The following is a 16,251-nucleotide window of genomic DNA, read 5'->3' on the forward strand; positions in this document are numbered from 1 at the left end:
GCGCTAATCCTTGCCCAATTCCGGCAGGCTCAGGCTCTCCCGGTAAACTTCGTCTCCCGGCAAGCCAAAATCCTTGGCTACCCGCTTGACGAGCTGCCGGCGCGTCAACCCGGTTTCCCTGTGCAGACGCAGCAGGGCTTCCTGCACCGTCTCCGTTGGCTCTTCTTCAATGCTCGGCGCCGGCCCCAACAACACGACAATTTCCCCACGTACCCTGGCCGAGCTGAAACGTTCGAGAGCCTCAGCCAAGGTTCCGCGAAACAACTCTTCATGCATTTTGGTCAGTTCGCGCGCCACTACGGCCAGCCGCGACTCCCCGCAAACCTCGGCCATATCCTTCAGGGTCGCCAACAGACGATGGGGCGCTTCATAGAAGACTAGCGTGCGGCTTTCCTGCTGCAAGGCGGCCAACTGAGCAAGACGTGCCTGCTTTTTGGCCGGAAGAAACCCCTCAAAGGTGAAGCGGTCCGTCGGCAGCCCCGAAACGGACAGAGCCGTGATCACGGCCGAGGGGCCGGGGATGGGCACCACCTCGATACCAGCCTCCAAGCAGCGACACAGCAACCGGTAGCCGGGATCGGCAATGCCCGGCGTGCCCGCATCGGAGATGAGAGCCACGGATCTTCCCTCGAGCAGGGTCGCTAAGAGCTGCTCCCCCTTGCCGGCTTCATTGTGCTGGTGGCAGGACGTCAGTGGCGTACTGATGCCATAATGGGAAAAGAGTTTGCGGCTGTGGCGGGTATCTTCAGCCGCCACCAGGGATACTTCCTTGAGAATGCGCAACGCTCTTAGCGTAATGTCCTCGAGATTTCCAATGGGCGTGGACACCAGGTATAAAACCCCGGTTGCACCTACCCCCTCAACGGGTTCGCTCCTCATTGGGGCAAGGACTCCAATTCAGCCAGCCAGAGGTTCACGCTCGCATCGCTGGGCATGCGCCAGTCTCCACGGGGCGATAGAGCGACACTGCCCACCTTGGGGCCGTCAGGAAGACAGGAGCGCTTGAACTGCTGGGAGAAGAAGCGCCGGAAGAAGATGCGCAGCCATTTAATGATTTCGTCCGGGGGAAATTCCCCGGCAAAGGCATGGCAGGCCAGAGCGTAAATTTTTCTGGGGGGATACTGTAGACGAACCAGGTGATAGAGAAAAAAGTCGTGCAGCACATAAGGCCCGACCTGATCCTCAGTAATCTGCCGGATCTCGTCCCCCTCACCGGGAGGCAACAGTTCGGGCGAAACGGGTGTTTCGCAGACATCCCGTAAAACCGCAGACGTCTCACCGCTGAATTCTTCCAAAGCGCACCAGTCCACCAGATAGCGGACGAGAGTTTTTGGCACTCCGCTGTTCACTCCATACATGGACATGTGGTCGGCATTGTAGGTACACCATCCCAGGGCCAGCTCGGAGAGATCCCCTGTTCCGATCACCAGACCACCGACCTGATTGGCAACATCCATCAGAACCTGTGTGCGTTCGCGTGCCTGCGCGTTTTCATAGGTAATATCGTGCAGCGACTCGTCGTGTCCGATGTCAGCAAAATGCTGCTTGACCGCCTGGTCGATGGGAATGACCCGCAGCGTCACGCCCAGCAATTCAGCCAATTTTTCCGCATTGCCCCGAGTCCGCCGCGTCGTACCGAAACCCGGCATGGTGATAGCCTCAATCCCCTTGTGATCCAGCCCCAGTTTGTCAAAAGCCTTGACCGTCACCAGCAGGGCCAGAGTCGAATCGAGACCACCGGAGATACCGACGACCACGCGGGAGGCGGTCACATGTTTAAGTCGCTTGGCCAAGGCCGTTGTCTGCAGGGCAAAAATTTCACGGCAGCGCCGCGCCCTGTCCTGGTCATCTGCGGGAACAAAGGGAGTGCGCGCGATGGGCCGTAATATTCCGGCTGCCTTTTTTTTCATCCCCCCCAACTCGAAGGGTACCACTCGGAAGACCCTCTCGCTCCGAGCCATGGCGTAACTGTTGTTTTTCACCCGTTCACTCACCAGCCGGTCCACATCAATGTCGGTCATGGCCATTTGACTGTCGAATTCGAAACGTTCGGTTTCGGCCAGGACAACGCCGTTCTCCGCGATCAGGGAATGCCCGGAGAAGACCAGGTCGGTACTGGACTCCCCCGGCCCAGCCGAGGCATAGGCGTAGGCTGCCAGACAGCGGGCGGACTGGGCTTCGACCAGGGCACGCCGGTAGCTGTGCTTACCAAGAATTTCCGGGCTGGCCGACAGATTGAGCAGGAGCGTCGCTCCCGCTCCGGCCATCTCGCCGCTGGGCGGACTGGACACCCAGGCATCCTCGCAAATCTCGATACCGACCATACAGTTGGGCTTGTTCAGGGCTTGAAACAGCAGATCCGGACCAAAGGGTATGGCACAGTTTTCCAAAAAGATCTCATCCCCCATTCGGTCCAGCGCGGAGGAGAACCACCTTTCCTCATAAAATTCCTGCGTATTGGGAAGATAGGTTTTGGGCACCGCCCCGAGGACTTGCCCACCCGACAGAAAGAAAGCGCAGTTGAACAGACGGCCCTGCTGATAGACGGGTGCCCCGACAACCAGTGCCATATTATGCTCTGCCGTGAGGGTAGCCAACCCGGCGACAGCCCGCAGACTTTTTTCTACCAGAAGTGGCTGAAAAAAAAGGTCGCCACAGCTGTAGGCCGTTATGCATAGCTCGGGAAAGACCAGGAGCTGGCATTGCTGCGCGGCGGCTTTTTCCACCACCTGGACGATAGCGGCCGTATTGAAATCCACATCGCCGACCCGCAACTCGGGAGAAGCCACGGCCAGGCGCAGAAAACCGCAATCAGTAAACGAGACAGGATTCATCATGGGCATAACTTTCGTCTATTTTTTGCCTGCACTGAAAACCCGCCGCATTCCCTTTGCAAAGAATCCGGCGGAAAACCGTTTTTTAGAGGCAGAACGCATCGGGGATATAGTCGATCTCCGGTCCGTTTGCTCCAGGTGATACCGCCAAGACGTCAAAACGAGGCTGCAGGCCCTGGCCTTTACCGGAAGCGAGATACCACTGGGCAGAACGAATAATCTGTCGCTGCTTACGAGGCCCTACCGCCTCCTGCGGTGTACCGAAGGCAAGGGTGCGGCGGGTCTTCACCTCGACAAAAGCAAGAGTTTTGCGATCCCGGACTACCAGGTCGATTTCACCCAGGGGCGTTCGTAGATTCCGTTCGACGATTTTCATCCCCTTACGGCACAGGTAGCGGGCCGCCTCCTCCTCCCCCCAGCGGCCGAGGGACAGGCGCTCCTCGCTCATAGGACGCCCACATGCTCCCGTACACCGGCAAAGGTGCACCGATGAATAGGGCTGGGGCCGAGGCGGGCAATAGTCTCCATATGAGCGGCGCTGCCATATCCCTTGTGGCCGGCAAACCCATACCCAGGAAAACGGCGGTCGTAAGCGATCATCATCCTGTCCCTGACGACCTTGGCCACCACGGAGGCGGCAGCAATGGAAAGAGAGCGGCTATCCCCCTTCTTCAAAGTCAGTTGCGGAACATTCTGCGGCAAGGGAGTAATACCGTCGATCAGCAGATAATCGGCCGAAAAGCGGAGTCGGTTGACGGCCAGGCACATGGCCCGAATGGTCGCCTGCAGAATATTGATCGCATCAATCTCTTCAGCATGGACAATCCCCACCCCGACGGCCCGGGCCTGCCGGCGTATCAGAGGGAAGAGCTCGTCCCGTTTTCTGGGGGAAAGTTTCTTGGAGTCGGTCAGACCGGGCAGATCATGCACAGGTGGCAGGATGACAGCCGCAGCCACAACCGGACCGGCCAGGGGTCCCCTGCCCGCTTCATCGATACCGGCGACAGCCGTATAGCCGTTTTTCAGCGCCTGTTCCTCAAAGTGCAGAGGCGACAGGGTCTCCTCGACGAACAACTTCAGAGTCATGGATGAGCCACCATGGTAAATTTTCCCTTTAATTTTGTCGCGGGGCTTGGTATACAATATACAATATTTGCATGCATAACTCTAATGAATCGAAGGAGAAATTTCATGGCAGCTATTTTCATCGGCCTGGCAGTAGTGGGGTATCTGGCTTTTCTGGTGGACTGGAAGGGATTCATGGAGGCTTTCCGTCTGGGAGGATGGGCAACGATAGCCCTTTACGGCGTTCTTACCGTGCTCATCTATGTTCAACTTACCTCCCATTCGACCGGCACTGTCCCCGGGATTCATCATTAAGGTCTCCGACCACGAAGGATATCTGATTTTCTCAGTGGCTGTTGACGAAAAAAAAGCCCCGGCTTGTGGCCGGGGCTTTTTTCGTCTTACGCTTGGGCGGCCCGCTTTTCTCGAATACGCGCTGCCTTGCCCTGCAGGTTGCGCAGGTAGTACATTTTGGCCCGGCGAACGCGGCCGACCATCATGTTCTCAATCTTGTCTACCGTCGGAGAGTGCAGGGAAAATACCCTCTCAACCCCAACGCCATTGGAGATCTTGCGAACCGTAAAAGTCGAACCGATACCGCGGTTAACCCGCTTGATGCATACCCCCTGGTAAACCTGGATGCGCTGCTTGTCACCTTCAACAATCTTCACATGCACGCGCAGGGTGTCACCCGCCTTGAAAGCCGGGATGTTTTTCCGCATCTGTTCCATTGCCAGTTGATCGATAATGTTCATCTTTTCCTCCTCTACATCCGCTGATCCGGTTCATTCCTGAAAGGCAAAGTATTTTTACAGGAAGAGGACCCGGAGGATTCATGTTTATACTGCAAAACCATTGAATACCGCAATGGTATTTTTACAAATCGTCTATTTTTCATCGGGGGCCAGAAGCCGGTCGAGCATAATGGCGGCGGCCGCTCGCACGGGCAGGTGGTTGTAGTCGCTATTCCCCCGAATGGGTGCCAGTACGGGCCAGTCTCGCTCAAAGAGCGAGGGGGCAAGCCCCCAGCCGGTCCCTAGCACGAGCATCAGAGGCCGGGTTTTGGTCAATTCGCGGCATTCTTCATAGCTTAAACCGTCCTGGCGCTGCGCCCCGGTCAACAGAGGAAGAGGCGTCTCGCCTATCGCTTCACCCCAATCGGTCAAAGCTTCCTGCAACGAGGTCGACACCCGCACCAGACTGAGAGCATCTCCGCGATGGGGGTTATAATCTGCGCCATGTCCTTGCCGCCAATGATCGAGTATGCGCTGGATCAGGGTCAATTGATCCTGAACGGGTGTCACGAGATAGAAGCGGTCAACCCCGTAGGTTCTCGCCGTCCTGGCGATGTCGTGAACATCCAGATTGGTCACGGCCGTGGTGACCAGGTCTCCCCGGCGATCCACCACGGGATGATGAACCAGAGCAACGGCAAGCGGTCGCCGGTTCATACGCCCCTCTCGGCCAGTTCCTGGCGAATGGATTCAAGTAAGGCCCGGTCTTCATCAGTGAGCGGCGCCGAGGCCAACAGGTCGGGGCGGCGGACCAGGGTCCGTTGCAGTTGCTGGCGCCGCCGCCAACGGGCGATAACCTCATGGTTACCTGAGAGCAAAACATCAGGTACTCGCATTCCATTGAAATCGGCGGGGCGGGTATAATGGGGGAATTCCAAAAGACCGTCGGCGTAAGAATCTCCATCGGCACTGCCGCTGCTTCCGAGAACACCAGGAAGCAGGCGGGCCACAGCATCGATCATGACCATGGCGGGCAGTTCTCCCCCGGTAAGGACAAAGTCTCCCAAGGAATATTCGACATCGACCATGCTGCGGATACGCTCGTCAAACCCCTCATAACGACCACAGACAAAAATCAGTCCAGGTTGTGCGGACAACTCACGAGCATCGGGCTGGCAAAAAGTTTTCCCCTGCGGGGTCATCATAACGACCCGGGACTCGGGTGATTGCCGACGCAGATCCTGAATGGCGGCAAAGACGGGTTCGGGCTTCATGACCATGCCGGCGCCGCCACCGTAAGGCATGTCGTCCGTCACTTTGTGCCGCCCTTCAGCCCAGTCGCGCAGGTTGTAAGCGTTAAGCTGGATAAGTCTCTTTTCACGAGCCTTACCCAGGATGCTGACGGCAAAGGGGGATTCAAACATACCCGGAAAAAGGGTCAGAACATCAAAGCGCATCGGACTTCTGCACCAAACCTTCCGGCAAATCTACGACGATGCATTTCTGCACCCTATCCACCTCGACCAAAAAAGCCTCGACCACGGGAATAAGAACTTCGCCGTAGGAACCATTAACGACGAAGATATCGTGGGCAGCCGTCGAAAAAGTGTCGTCCAGCGTCCCCAGTTCGCCAAGGCTCACATCGCGAACAACAAAACCCTGGACCTCACCCCAGTAAAATTCATCGGGTTCAGGTTCAGGGACATCCTGCCGCCGCATCAACACCTCAGCTCCGATAAGGCGCTGCACGGAATCAATATGCTCGAGCCCTTGCAACCGGAGCAGGTAGCCTCCTTTATGGGAAGCCACACGCGCAGGGATGTGAGCTTCTGGCTCACGATCGGCAACCCTCAGAAGTACCATTTTATCGGCTGACAGCGGGCAAAGGCCGGCCAAAGGGCGCACTTTCAGATCCCCGCGCAACCCATGGGTTCCGGCCACAGTACCTACCAGCAAAAACTCTTTGTCTATTTTCGGCATTACTCCATGATTTGCAGGGTAGCTCGCCGATTCTCCCGCGTCGCCTTGGCGTTCAGCAAAGTTCGCATGGCTTTGGCCGTGCGCCCCTGCTTGCCAATTATGCGACCCATATCCTCTTGAGCAGCAGCCAGTTTGACGAGAATCGTCCCATCTTCACCCTCCTCCTCGGAGATGACGACCGCGTCGGGGTTTTCCACCAGGGATTTCGCGATGAATTCGATGAGTTCTTTCATGGAGTCCGTCCTTCGAAGAAAGGGATGGTTCCCGCCACGACGAGAGGAGATCAGGGTCTCCTAGGACTGCTTGAACTTGGCCCAGATGCCCTGCTTACGCAGAACCTGACGTACTGTTTCAGTGGGCTGCGCCCCTTTTTTCAACCACTCAAGGGTACGCTCTTCGTTCAAGGAGACCATAGGCGGGTCAATTTTGGGATCGTACTGTCCCAGGTTTTCTACAAAACGACCGTCGCGGGGAAAGCGCTCATCGGCAACCACGACCTGGTAAAAAGGTTTTTTCTTGGCGCCACCGCGGGCCAGCCTGATTTTAACTGCCATTTAACGTTCCTCCTGGGTGTTGCTATACGGTTTCCCGTAGCTGTTGGTTAATCGATTTGGTACCACTCTCATTGTTATCATGAAGCAGAAAAGATGCAATAGCCTCTAGAAAGGCAAACCACCGCCGCGACCGAGCATTCCCTTGAGTCCTTTCGGTCCCGCTTTCTGCATTTTTTTCATCATTTTTTGCGCTTCCGTAAAGCGCTTGAGCAACTGGTTGACATCCTGAACGGTAGTGCCACTGCCCTTGGCGATGCGCAGCCGGCGGGACCCGTTGATCAGGCGATGATCCCTACGCTCCTTGGGAGTCATGGAGCAGATGATCGCCTCTATTTTTTTCAGCTCCTTGTCAGGCATCCCCATGTCCTTGACCTGCTTCATGGCCTTACCTGCCCCGGGTATCATCTTGAGAATCGATTCCATCGACCCCATCTTTTTGATCGCTTGCAGCTGGTCGCGAAAAGTTTCCAGCGTGAATCCTTCTTTGCGCAACTTCTGTTCAAGTTCGGCGGCTTGATCCTTATCGACGGCGGTCTGCGCCTTCTCGATGAGACTGAGGACATCTCCCATCCCCAGGATCCGTTGCGCCATGCGGTCAGGATGAAAAACTTCCAGCGCCTCGAACTTCTCACCGAGACCGACGAATTTGATCGGCTTGCCGGTGACCGCCCGGATGGAAAGAGCCGCGCCACCGCGGGCGTCACCATCGAGCTTGGACAGAATGACGCCGGTAATGTCCAGCTTTTCGTCAAAGCTTTTGGCGACATTTACCGCATCCTGACCCGTCATGGCATCGGCCACAAAGAGGATTTCCCGGGGCTGAAGAGATGCCTTGATACGCACCAGTTCGCCCATCAATTCTTCGTCGATATGCAGGCGCCCGGCCGTATCGAGAATCAGCGTATCGTAGCCATTGAGTTCGGCATAGCGGCGTGCATTCTCACAGATGACGACGGGATCCTGCCCCGGCTGAGAGTCAAAGACAGGGATATCCATCTGGCGGCCGACGGTCTTGAGCTGCTCAATTGCGGCTGGACGATAGATATCAGCCGGGACCAGCAAAGGACTGCGCTTGTCCCTTTTCAATTTTAGGGCCAACTTGCCGCATGTCGTGGTCTTACCTGCCCCCTGAAGGCCACAGAGCATGATCGACACGGGGGGACGGGCGGCCAGGTCGAGAGCGTACACCTCGCCTTCGCCCATCAACTGTCCCAGCTCTTCACGAACAACCTTGATGACCTGCTGGGCGGGGGTCAGGCTCTTGAGAACATCCTGACCAACAGCACGCGCCGTGACGCTGGCGACAAAATCCTTAACTACTCGAAAATTGACGTCCGCCTCCAGAAGAACCAGGCGCACCTCGCGCATCGCCTCCTGGATGTTCTGCTCCGTCAGGCGGCCATGGCCGCGCAGCTTTTTAAAGACCGCGTCAAATTTATCGGTAAGATTATCAAACATCGCCCGCCAAGGACACTTTCCCTTTGAAGATTCGCAAAGTTTGGAATATAGGGAAACCCCCTACCCTTGTCAAGCAAAAACCAGAGAACGTTAAAGCGTCAAGACTTCAGGGCGACCTGGACAAACTCGTCCCCCTTGCGGAGGTAGAGCTCGGCGGGCTGCAGCCCCTTACCCCGCAACACAGCGGCAACGACTGTCTCTTCTGAGCTGGCGTAGCGAATAGCAAGGCCACAATCCGAGCTGAGCTGACGGGGAACTGGAATAAGAAGGATATCCGCGCCGGCAACCTTGAGAATTTTCTCAGCCTCCATGACTCGATGTACAGAATGAAAAACCGCCACCAGATCGCCATCACGAACCATATTCCCAACTCCCACATGCAGATTTCGGCAGAATGGCAGGCTCGCAGCCGACCGAATCTGATTTTATCATGGATTGACAGTCTTTCGACAAAACAGGTAGACTCCTGTCAACTTATATTCGACCAACTTCCAGGGGAAAGAGACGGCCTTGAATCTCACTCTCACCATGAACCACATCAGCCTGATTTCTTTCGCCCTTCTCGCCAACATCCCCCTGGGCTATCTGCGACAGCGGTGCCGGAAATACTCCTTGCGATGGTTTGTTTACATCCACCTGTCTATTCCCTTCATTGCCACCTGGCGTTTGACCTCGGACCTCGGCTGGGAAATTATCCCTTTCACACTGGCTGCCGCCATCGCCGGTCAGATTCTTGGGGGAAGAATCTATCACCGGAGCAGGTCATGAGCAGAAAAACGGAAACAGGCCGAAGCCAGATCCAGCTGGTCGGCACGCTGCTGGAAAATCTTTTCCGCCAGCGTGGCCTCGAAGGGAAGAGACAGGAATACAAGGCCTGGCTCGTCTGGGAAGAGGCCGTTGGTCCCCAGATTGCCGCCCGGGCCAGACCGATCCGTATCCGGGAAGGTGTCCTTGAAGTACGCGTGGACCACCCCGTCTGGATGCAGCAACTACAGCTGATGAAACCGAAAATCCTCACCCGGCTCAACGCCCTGCTGGGGGAAGAGGTTATTAACGATCTATTCCTGCGGCAAGGCGCCCACAGGCCGCCGGAAGCACCTCCGCCTACTCCGGAAGAAATCGACTGGCAATCGGCCTCACTGACGGATGAGGATCGTCAGGAGATCCGCCAGACCGTCATGGCACTCGGCGATCCCGAAGTGCGGAATAGCCTGGAAGACCTTCTCACCAAACAGAAGAAACTGCAACGGGCACGAGAGAAAGAAGACTAGGCAGGTGGCGGCACAGACGTCCTCGCCTCGTACATGGCCAAAACCTCGCGACTGTATCCATCCCCATCGTAGATAACCAACGGACCCTCTACCGCCAGCCCGGGCTTTGCGCCCTTACGCCCCTCTACCAAAACGAGGCGGGCAGCTTCTTCGGCGCGGGACAACACGATCCGCAGCCGCTTGGGCTCCAGCCTTTTCAGGCGCATGGCGCACAGAAGATCAGTTAGACGCTCGGCCAGGTGAATAACAAAAAAGCGACCCCCGTCATCCAGATGCCGGGCGGCCGTTTCCACAAAATCCTCCAGACCTCCAGCCAACTCATGGCGGGCCGCCGCTCTTTCCGAACCAGGGGACAGCCGCCCCGTCCCGGCGGGGCGATAAGGCGGATTGGACAACACGGCTGTAAAGGGCGCAAAGCGGCTCAATACCTCCGGAATACGCATATCTCCGAACACAACCTCAATTCTCTTTTCCAATCGGTTCAAACAGGCGCTCCGACGGGCCCTGTCCGCCAGTTCTTCCTGCAATTCGACCGCTACAATCTGCACAGATGGGTGGCGACTGGCCAAGAGCAGAGGAATGATACCCGCCCCCGTGCCCAGGTCAAGGACCCGATCCTGCGGACGGATTTGTGCAAAACTGCAGAGCAGCACCGGATCAAGGGAAAAACGATATCCAGTTTTCCCCTGCAGAATTTTCAACCCTGGCCGCAAATCGTCAAGGGTTTCCCCGTCTTTTAGCCAGCGCTCAGTATCCATAACCCTGTAACCCCCACCAGCACCTGTGCCGCCCCAAAAAATAGGGGACGGTCTGATCACCGTCCCCTGCCTTTTGTAACGAAAGCCTCAAGATCCTTAATCAGGATCCTCCGTAGGAATGAAGACCGGAAAGAACCAGGTTAACACCAAGGTAGCAGAACAGAGTGGCGGCGAATCCGATAATGGAAAGCCAGGCCGCCCGCTTGCCAACCCAGCCCCGGGTAAAGCGGGCATGCAGAAAGGCCGCGTAGATGAACCACACGATCAGACTCCAGGTCTCCTTGGGATCCCAACTCCAGTAGGTGCCCCAGGCATAGTTGGCCCAGGCGGCGCCGGTGACAATACCAAGGGTCAACAGCGGGAAGCCGATCATGATGGCTTTATAGTTCATGTCATCCAACACTTTGGTGCTGGGAAACAGACCGAGAATTCCACCGGCAGGAGAATCCTCCGGGCTCTTCTCTTCACGTCCAGCCTTGATCAGATACATGATGGAGACACCACAGGCCACCGCGAAGGCCGCGTAGCCGAGAAAACAGGTGATGACATGGTACGTGAGCCAGTTGCTCTGCAGAGCCGGAACCAGAGGCTCAATAGCGTCGTTGAGCCGCAGTTGAGCCCAAGTCATAGACAGAAAAGCGAATGGGAGAACAAAAGCACCGATGGATCGTTGGCGGTACTTGAGATCCATCAGGATATAGATCAGCAGGATGGTCCAGGAAAAAAAGACCACCGATTCATAGAGATTGGACAGGGGCGCATAGCCGTCGGCCCCCAGCAATTTGTAGGTCTCGCTCCACCTTACCCCGATAGCGGCGGTGTGCACCACGAAGCCAACATACGCCAAAATGTTAGCGCCGAGGGCGATGGCCCGACTGCGGGTGGCCAGATAGACCACAAACAGCACCATCGAGGCGAAGTAGGCCAGAGTTACGGCGTTGAACAGTTGTGTACTGGTCATTTTTTCTTTCCCCCCATAGAGGTCTGTAGATTAAGCCTTAAGTTCGTCTTTGAGTTTTGCCTTGAAATCATCGAAGAACAGCTCGAAAGCAGGCTGATTGCGGTGGGCAGAGCCACCGATCCGAACGCCTATTTTACCATTGACTGGCTGCAGGGTCACCCAGATACGTCTATGGGAAATAAAAAATGCGGCCAGCGATCCGAAAATCATCAGGAAACAGCCCAGCCAGACGACCCAGACGCCGGGGTCTTTGGCGACTTGCAGGCCCGTGTAATAACGCTGCTTGATTTCGAGCAGGCTGAAGATGAATTCATCGCCGCGCTGGGCATCGAATTCGGGGAAATTCTGCAGCACGACAAAGGGATTCCCATGCTGACCGTCCGCCGTGTTGACGTGCATCTGGATCGCCGGACCGAAGCGGTCATAGGAAGGTGTCGACGCAGTGACGGCAAAAGACCGTCCACCTGGCAGCGCTACATGCTCCCCCTGGCGAGCCACATATTCATTGACTTCATCGGTACTGCGAGTGCGAACACGCATTTTGAAGGACGGTTCACCGGCGGGTCCGTAGCTCGACTGGTAAAAAGTGATTCCCTGATAACTGAGAGGATCGTTAACCTCAATGGTCTTCTTCAGAACTTCCTGGCCCCCATCGAGCACAACCAGATCACTGACATATTCTTTCGGACGCCCCCCCCCTTCATAGAAGGACACCTCAAAACGGTCACAACGCACTGCGAAGGGCAGCTTTACCGCTTCGTTGGTTCCGAACAGGCGAACCGTGTCGGCGGAAGTCCCCTCTACCACATTCATGTACCCCTTGTAGCCCCAGATATTGCCGATAATCGCCCCGACAAAAATAATGAGGATCGAGAGATGGGTCACATAGACGCCAAATCGGGCATAAGGGCCCTTCTGGGCAAAAAGATAAATGCGATCGTCCTCGCGGGTCTCCACGGCGCCGGCAAAATGTTTCTGCACAAAACTGCGCAGATGCCCGGCAGCCTCGTCCATCGTTCCGCCCGTTACGACTTCGTCAGCGTTGGACAGGGTCCGGAAAAGAGCATCATCCCCCTTGAGTTGGGGATGCATGACCGTATTCCACACCCGGGGAAAGCGCTTGATGGAGCAACAAATGAGGTTAAGAGAGAAGAGTCCGAGCAAGGACAGGAACCACCAGGAATGGTACATGTCGAAAAACTGCAGAGAATCAAGAAACTTGTACGTCTTCTCCGTGTAGACCTGCAGATATTCCTGGGGAGAAAGGTTCTGCTGCACCACCGTGCCGATAATGGACGTCACGGCCAACAGGATCAAGGTTGTGATGGTTAGCTTCAGGGAACAGAGAAAGTCCCACACTGACGTCAGAAAACTTTTTTCTTTTGCGGTCAAAATCGTGTCTCCTGGATAGAGTTCTGGATCAATAGAGCGGCCTTGGACTATCTAAGATTAAAGATTTTCCGTTACGCAAGAAAAGTGCCGAAGGCCACAAACCACACAAAAACAGTCAATAAAGCACTGTTCCAGGATTATTCTTGGTCAAAGCCCTGCGGCATCAGCCCTGCCGCTTGGCTAAATCCCGTACTCTCCCCGTCTTTTGACGGGAGATAAAGACTAATCCAGTCATCTAATGATTGTCAACGTCCTTATGACGGGATAAAGACCGGTCAAAAGGGGGCATAAATATGCGGGATAGCACATTTCAACGGTTAAGGGCTTTACGCCCTATATCACCCCGATATTGTGCCCCTTGCCAGCGGATAAGGTGCACTCCGTCGTAGGCTTTGGCAATAGCCTCGGAAACGGTGGTTCCCAGACCGGTCACGCCCAGCACACGTCCGCCCGTATTGACGACCTTGCCATCGCACAGAGCAGTGCCGGCGTGAAAAACCACCAGATCGTCAAGACGGCCCGCTTCTTCAAGCCCGTAAATTTCATGCCCCTGGTCAATGGCACCGGGGTAGCCGCCAGAGGCCATGACGACGCAAACAGCCGACTTGTCGTGCCATTCGATACTTGCCTGAGCCAGCTCGCCACGGGCACAGGCCTGCAGCACCGGCACGATGTCGGACTTCATGCGCATCAGCAGAGGCTGCGCTTCGGGGTCACCGAAACGAGCATTGTACTCGACTACACGGGCGTTGCCGTTTTTAATCATCAAACCGACGTAAAGAATGCCGCGATAGGGTGTGCCTTCACTGGCCATAGCGGCGATGGTCGGCCGCACGATACCTTCGACGATTTCGGGATAGAGCGCATCAGTGACCACCGGCGCCGGGGAATAGGCTCCCATGCCGCCGGTATTGGGGCCTTCGTCATTATCGAAAATACGCTTGTGATCTTGCGACGAGGCCAGAGGCAGGATATTCTGCCCATCGGTAAAAGCAAAGAAGGACGCTTCTTCGCCATCCATGAATTCCTCGACCACGACGCGGGCGCCGGCTGCCCCAAAAACCTTATCCAGCATGATGTCATCGACGGCGGCCACCGCCTCCTCGACGGTCGTGGCGACAACCACTCCCTTGCCGGCCGCGAGACCGTCGGCTTTGACGACGATAGGCGCGCCCTGCTCACGGATATAAGCGACCGCCTGGTCACGGTCGGTAAAGGTCGCGTAAGCAGCCGTAGGGATGCGGTACTTCGCCATGAGGTCCTTGGAGAAGCTCTTACTGCCCTCCAGTTGGGCCGCGGCCCGGCTCGGCCCGAAAATCAGCAGCCCGGCGGCCTCGAACAGGTCGACGATACCCAGAGTCAGGGGTACCTCCGGCCCGACCACGGTCAGGTCAATGTCCTTGTCCAGGGCGAAATCACAGAGAGCAGCGACCTTATCCGCCGGGATATCGACGCATTCGGCCAAAGCCGCGATGCCTGGGTTGCCCGGCGCGCAATAAATTTTTTCAACCAGGGGCGACTGGGCAATTTTCCAGATCAGCGCGTGTTCGCGCCCACCGCCACCGACGACCAGAATCTTCATAGAAACCTCCAAATGGCAGTAACTGAGTAAAGGGTGGCACCTAAGGAGACCTACCCGTCAGGCACCACCTGTCACGCGTCACCCCGTCTTTTTAATGCCTGAAATGCCGCATGCCGGTGAAGACCATGGCCATGCCGTGTTCATCGGCGGCGGCGATAACTTCTTCATCGCGGATGGAGCCGCCCGGCTGGATAACGGCGGCGATACCGGCGGCTGCAGCGTTGTCAATCCCGTCACGAAAGGGGAAGAAGGCGTCGGAAGCCATGACCGCCCCCTTGACCGCAAGACCAGCGTGCTCGGCCTTGATAGCGGCAATACGAGCGGAATTGACGCGGCTCATCTGTCCGGCGCCGACGCCGATGGTCATGCTCCCCTTGCCGTAGACAATGGCGTTGGACTTGACAAATTTGGCCACGCGCCAGGTGAAGAGCAGGTCCTGCATCTCCTCGGCGGTAGGCTGCCTCTTCGTGACGACCTGAAGTTCAGCCGTGAGGTCAAGGTCCGTATCCTGCACGAGCAGACCGCCATTGACCCGTTTAAAATCAAGGCGCTGACCGGGAGTGGCCAGCCACTGGCCACATGCGAGCAGGCGCACGTTCTTTTTGGCCGCGACCACCTCCACCGCTTCGGGCGCCACCTGAGGGGCAATGATCACTTCGACAAACTGCCGGTCGACAATAGCTTTGGCCGTTTCGGCGTCGAGTTCACCGTTGAAGGCGATGATGCCGCCGAAGGCTGATTCCGGATCGGTGCTGAAGGCACGGTTGTAGGCGTCGAGCAGGTCCTTGCCAATGGCCACGCCGCAGGGATTGGCGTGTTTGACGATGACACAGGCAGGCCCTTCGCTGAACTGCTTGACGCACTCGAGGGCAGCGTCGGTGTCGCCGATGTTGTTGTAGGACAGCTCCTTGCCCTGCAGTTGGCGAGCCGTGGCGATAGAAGCCTCGCGCACATCCTTCTCGACATAGAAGGCCGCCTTCTGGTGGGGATTCTCCCCGTAGCGCATCCCCTGGGCCTTCTTGTACTGCAGGGTCAATGTCGGTGGAAACTCGGCGCAGTCGGCGTCAAGACGGCGGCCGAGCCAGTTGGAGATGGCGCCGTCATAGGCCGCCGTATGCTGGTAGACCTTGACAGCCAGGCGAAAATTGGTCTCGCGGGAGACACTGCCGCCACTCTTCTTCATCTCCTCAAGGACGGCCGCATAGTCGGCATGATCAACGATGACCGTCACGTCGCGATTATTCTTGGCGGCGCTGCGCAGCATGGTGGGCCCGCCGATATCGATATTTTCGATGGCGTCTTCCAGCGTGCAGTCTGCCTTGGCCACGGTCGCTTCAAAAGGGTAGAGGTTGACCAGCACCATATCGATGGGCAGGATGTCGTGTTCAGCCATTTTGGCCACATGCTCGGGGTTGTCGCGCATCCCCAACAGACCGCCATGGACCTTGGGGTGCAGTGTCTTCACTCGGCCGTCGAGCATTTCGGGAAAACCGGTAAAATCGGAAACGTCCTGCACAGGCAGCCCCTCCTGGCGCAACAACGCCGCCGTGCCTCCCGTGGAAAGAATTTCCACACCGAAGCCGTTGAGCTCCCGGGCAAATGCGACGATGCCGGTCTTATCCGAAACACTGATGAGGGCACGTTTGATGGCGGCCATGACAC

General features: G+C 56.7%; 20 protein-coding genes. 3 read left to right on the forward strand and 17 right to left on the reverse strand.

Annotated elements, in window-relative coordinates:
- Positions 1-3 precede the first annotated feature (3 nt).
- From rsmI to AOP6_RS11810, 4 genes are all read right to left on the reverse strand, one after another.
- On the reverse strand, positions 4-879 hold the full coding sequence (rsmI, locus tag AOP6_RS11795; RefSeq protein WP_155876959.1) for a 16S rRNA (cytidine(1402)-2'-O)-methyltransferase: 876 nt from the start codon (positions 877-879) through the stop codon (positions 4-6).
- Complete coding sequence (locus tag AOP6_RS11800; protein WP_225897280.1) at positions 876-2,837, reverse strand: NAD(+) synthase; 1,962 nt, start codon at positions 2,835-2,837, stop codon at positions 876-878. The genes rsmI and AOP6_RS11800 overlap by 4 nt, the downstream gene beginning before the upstream one ends.
- Before the next feature lie 82 nt (positions 2,838-2,919).
- Positions 2,920-3,282, reverse strand: coding sequence for a YraN family protein (locus tag AOP6_RS11805; RefSeq protein ID WP_155876960.1), 363 nt, complete (start codon positions 3,280-3,282; stop codon positions 2,920-2,922).
- Positions 3,279-3,920, reverse strand: a complete 642-nt coding sequence (locus AOP6_RS11810) for a ribonuclease HII (protein WP_155876961.1) — start codon at positions 3,918-3,920, stop codon at positions 3,279-3,281. Before AOP6_RS11810 ends, AOP6_RS11805 begins: the two co-directional genes overlap by 4 nt.
- 105 nt (positions 3,921-4,025) lie before the next feature.
- Between AOP6_RS11810 and AOP6_RS11815 the strand changes: the two genes are divergently transcribed.
- Positions 4,026-4,214 (forward strand): hypothetical protein, encoded by a 189-nt coding sequence (locus AOP6_RS11815; RefSeq protein ID WP_155876962.1) that lies wholly within the window; start codon positions 4,026-4,028, stop codon positions 4,212-4,214.
- Positions 4,215-4,300: 86 nt separating this feature from the next.
- On the opposite strand, the gene rplS is transcribed toward AOP6_RS11815, so the two are convergent.
- The 8 genes from rplS to AOP6_RS11855 form a co-directional block, all read right to left on the reverse strand.
- Entirely contained in the window at positions 4,301-4,654 is a 354-nt protein-coding gene (gene rplS, locus AOP6_RS11820; RefSeq protein ID WP_155876963.1) for a 50S ribosomal protein L19, read from the reverse strand.
- Between the two features lie 132 nt (positions 4,655-4,786).
- A complete protein-coding gene (locus AOP6_RS11825) occupies positions 4,787-5,350 on the reverse strand; it encodes an RNA methyltransferase (RefSeq protein ID WP_155876964.1) in 564 nt (187 codons plus the stop codon).
- On the reverse strand, positions 5,347-6,090 hold the full coding sequence (trmD, locus tag AOP6_RS11830; RefSeq protein WP_155876965.1) for a tRNA (guanosine(37)-N1)-methyltransferase TrmD: 744 nt from the start codon (positions 6,088-6,090) through the stop codon (positions 5,347-5,349). Before trmD ends, AOP6_RS11825 begins: the two co-directional genes overlap by 4 nt.
- Positions 6,080-6,613, reverse strand: coding sequence for a ribosome maturation factor RimM (gene rimM, locus AOP6_RS11835; RefSeq protein WP_155876966.1), 534 nt, complete (start codon positions 6,611-6,613; stop codon positions 6,080-6,082). Before rimM ends, trmD begins: the two co-directional genes overlap by 11 nt.
- Positions 6,613-6,846 (reverse strand): KH domain-containing protein, encoded by a 234-nt coding sequence (locus tag AOP6_RS11840; RefSeq protein ID WP_155876967.1) that lies wholly within the window; start codon positions 6,844-6,846, stop codon positions 6,613-6,615. Before AOP6_RS11840 ends, rimM begins: the two co-directional genes overlap by 1 nt.
- Before the next feature lie 60 nt (positions 6,847-6,906).
- The gene (gene rpsP, locus AOP6_RS11845; RefSeq protein WP_155876968.1) at positions 6,907-7,167 is read right to left on the reverse strand and encodes a 30S ribosomal protein S16; all 261 of its coding nucleotides are present in this window, start codon (positions 7,165-7,167) and stop codon (positions 6,907-6,909) included.
- Positions 7,168-7,272: 105 nt separating this feature from the next.
- On the reverse strand, positions 7,273-8,625 hold the full coding sequence (gene ffh / locus AOP6_RS11850) for a signal recognition particle protein (RefSeq protein ID WP_155876969.1): 1,353 nt from the start codon (positions 8,623-8,625) through the stop codon (positions 7,273-7,275).
- A gap of 98 nt (positions 8,626-8,723) precedes the next feature.
- Positions 8,724-8,987: a DUF3343 domain-containing protein gene (locus AOP6_RS11855; RefSeq protein WP_155876970.1), complete on the reverse strand. Its 264-nt coding sequence runs from the start codon at positions 8,985-8,987 to the stop codon at positions 8,724-8,726.
- Positions 8,988-9,135: 148 nt separating this feature from the next.
- Here AOP6_RS11855 and AOP6_RS11860 point away from each other — a divergent pair, with 148 nt between their 5' ends.
- Positions 9,136-9,393: a hypothetical protein gene (locus AOP6_RS11860; RefSeq protein WP_225897281.1), complete on the forward strand. Its 258-nt coding sequence runs from the start codon at positions 9,136-9,138 to the stop codon at positions 9,391-9,393.
- A complete protein-coding gene (locus AOP6_RS11865; RefSeq protein ID WP_155876971.1) occupies positions 9,390-9,896 on the forward strand; it encodes a DUF721 domain-containing protein in 507 nt (168 codons plus the stop codon). Before AOP6_RS11860 ends, AOP6_RS11865 begins: the two co-directional genes overlap by 4 nt.
- On the opposite strand, the gene AOP6_RS11870 is transcribed toward AOP6_RS11865, so the two are convergent.
- The 5 genes from AOP6_RS11870 to purH form a co-directional block, all read right to left on the reverse strand.
- Positions 9,893-10,654, reverse strand: a complete 762-nt coding sequence (locus AOP6_RS11870) for a tRNA1(Val) (adenine(37)-N6)-methyltransferase (protein ID WP_155876972.1) — start codon at positions 10,652-10,654, stop codon at positions 9,893-9,895. The two genes, AOP6_RS11865 and AOP6_RS11870, sit on opposite strands and share 4 nt — an antisense overlap.
- Before the next feature lie 100 nt (positions 10,655-10,754).
- Positions 10,755-11,615, reverse strand: coding sequence for a c-type cytochrome biogenesis protein CcsB (gene ccsB / locus AOP6_RS11875; protein WP_155876973.1), 861 nt, complete (start codon positions 11,613-11,615; stop codon positions 10,755-10,757).
- Between the two features lie 30 nt (positions 11,616-11,645).
- Positions 11,646-13,007 carry a cytochrome c biogenesis protein ResB gene (locus AOP6_RS11880; RefSeq protein WP_155876974.1) on the reverse strand — a complete coding sequence of 454 codons (1,362 nt, stop codon included), beginning with the start codon at positions 13,005-13,007 and terminating at the stop codon, positions 11,646-11,648.
- A 310-nt stretch (positions 13,008-13,317) separates the two neighbouring features.
- Positions 13,318-14,589, reverse strand: coding sequence for a phosphoribosylamine--glycine ligase (gene purD / locus AOP6_RS11885; protein WP_155876975.1), 1,272 nt, complete (start codon positions 14,587-14,589; stop codon positions 13,318-13,320).
- A 91-nt stretch (positions 14,590-14,680) separates the two neighbouring features.
- Positions 14,681-16,246 (reverse strand): bifunctional phosphoribosylaminoimidazolecarboxamide formyltransferase/IMP cyclohydrolase, encoded by a 1,566-nt coding sequence (purH, locus tag AOP6_RS11890; protein WP_155876976.1) that lies wholly within the window; start codon positions 16,244-16,246, stop codon positions 14,681-14,683.
- Positions 16,247-16,251: the final 5 nt, after the last annotated feature.

The organism is Desulfuromonas sp. AOP6 (assembly GCF_009731355.2).
GTDB lineage: Bacteria > Desulfobacterota > Desulfuromonadia > Desulfuromonadales > SZUA-540 > SZUA-540.

What these genes read in the sequence shown, in the direction of transcription:
- rsmI (WP_155876959.1), bottom strand. Translation starts at nt 879, where the DNA reads ATGAGGAGCGAACCCGTTGAGGGGGTAGGTGCAACCGGGGTTTTATAC.
- AOP6_RS11800 (WP_225897280.1), bottom strand. Translation starts at nt 2,837, where the DNA reads ATGATGAATCCTGTCTCGTTTACTGATTGCGGTTTTCTGCGCCTGGCC.
- AOP6_RS11805 (WP_155876960.1), bottom strand. Translation starts at nt 3,282, where the DNA reads ATGAGCGAGGAGCGCCTGTCCCTCGGCCGCTGGGGGGAGGAGGAGGCG.
- AOP6_RS11810 (WP_155876961.1), bottom strand. Translation starts at nt 3,920, where the DNA reads ATGACTCTGAAGTTGTTCGTCGAGGAGACCCTGTCGCCTCTGCACTTT.
- AOP6_RS11815 (WP_155876962.1), top strand. Translation starts at nt 4,026, where the DNA reads ATGGCAGCTATTTTCATCGGCCTGGCAGTAGTGGGGTATCTGGCTTTT.
- rplS (WP_155876963.1), bottom strand. Translation starts at nt 4,654, where the DNA reads ATGAACATTATCGATCAACTGGCAATGGAACAGATGCGGAAAAACATC.
- AOP6_RS11825 (WP_155876964.1), bottom strand. Translation starts at nt 5,350, where the DNA reads ATGAACCGGCGACCGCTTGCCGTTGCTCTGGTTCATCATCCCGTGGTG.
- trmD (WP_155876965.1), bottom strand. Translation starts at nt 6,090, where the DNA reads ATGCGCTTTGATGTTCTGACCCTTTTTCCGGGTATGTTTGAATCCCCC.
- rimM (WP_155876966.1), bottom strand. Translation starts at nt 6,613, where the DNA reads ATGCCGAAAATAGACAAAGAGTTTTTGCTGGTAGGTACTGTGGCCGGA.
- AOP6_RS11840 (WP_155876967.1), bottom strand. Translation starts at nt 6,846, where the DNA reads ATGAAAGAACTCATCGAATTCATCGCGAAATCCCTGGTGGAAAACCCC.
- rpsP (WP_155876968.1), bottom strand. Translation starts at nt 7,167, where the DNA reads ATGGCAGTTAAAATCAGGCTGGCCCGCGGTGGCGCCAAGAAAAAACCT.
- ffh (WP_155876969.1), bottom strand. Translation starts at nt 8,625, where the DNA reads ATGTTTGATAATCTTACCGATAAATTTGACGCGGTCTTTAAAAAGCTG.
- AOP6_RS11855 (WP_155876970.1), bottom strand. Translation starts at nt 8,987, where the DNA reads ATGGTTCGTGATGGCGATCTGGTGGCGGTTTTTCATTCTGTACATCGA.
- AOP6_RS11865 (WP_155876971.1), top strand. Translation starts at nt 9,390, where the DNA reads ATGAGCAGAAAAACGGAAACAGGCCGAAGCCAGATCCAGCTGGTCGGC.
- AOP6_RS11870 (WP_155876972.1), bottom strand. Translation starts at nt 10,654, where the DNA reads ATGGATACTGAGCGCTGGCTAAAAGACGGGGAAACCCTTGACGATTTG.
- ccsB (WP_155876973.1), bottom strand. Translation starts at nt 11,615, where the DNA reads ATGACCAGTACACAACTGTTCAACGCCGTAACTCTGGCCTACTTCGCC.
- purD (WP_155876975.1), bottom strand. Translation starts at nt 14,589, where the DNA reads ATGAAGATTCTGGTCGTCGGTGGCGGTGGGCGCGAACACGCGCTGATC.
- purH (WP_155876976.1), bottom strand. Translation starts at nt 16,246, where the DNA reads ATGGCCGCCATCAAACGTGCCCTCATCAGTGTTTCGGATAAGACCGGC.